Source organism: Limosilactobacillus reuteri subsp. simiae, from assembly GCF_020784875.1.
GTDB lineage: Bacteria > Bacillota > Bacilli > Lactobacillales > Lactobacillaceae > Limosilactobacillus > Limosilactobacillus reuteri_H.
Window position 1 is genome coordinate 1 of record NZ_JAJGUI010000069.1, and the last position, 511, is coordinate 511.

The 511-nt window shown below is 52.8% G+C and carries 1 protein-coding gene; it reads left to right on the forward strand.

Going from position 1 to position 511, the window contains the following annotated elements:
* On the forward strand, positions 1-511 hold a 511-nt coding region (locus tag LMC10_RS02050; protein WP_411377830.1), incomplete at both ends, for a hypothetical protein.

The window sequence follows — 511 nt, forward strand, 5'->3', positions numbered from 1 at the left end:
TTGCACTTACCGAAGCCGAGGTGCTTTCGCTGGCGCTTACTGAAGCGGATGTTGATTCACTGGCACTCACTGAGGCGGATGTTGATTCACTTGCGCTTACTGAGGCGGATGTGCTTTCGCTGACGCTCACAGAAGCGGATGTTGATTCACTCGCACTTACCGAAGCCGAGGTGCTTTCGCTGGCGCTTACTGAAGCGGATGTTGATTCACTGGCACTCACAGATGCTGAAGTGGATTCACTCGCACTTACCGAAGCCGAGGTGCTTTCGCTGGCGCTTACCGAAGCCGAAGTACTTTCACTAGCACTTACGGAGGCAGAAGTTGATTCACTCGCACTTACTGAGGCAGATGTGCTTTCACTTGCGCTTACTGAAGCCGAAGTACTTTCACTGGCACTCAACGATGTTGAGGCACTTTCGCTGGCACTTACGGAGGCAGATGTGCTTTCACTTGCGCTTACTGAGGCGGAAGTTGATTCGCTCGCGCTTACCGAAGCTGATGTGCTTTCGCT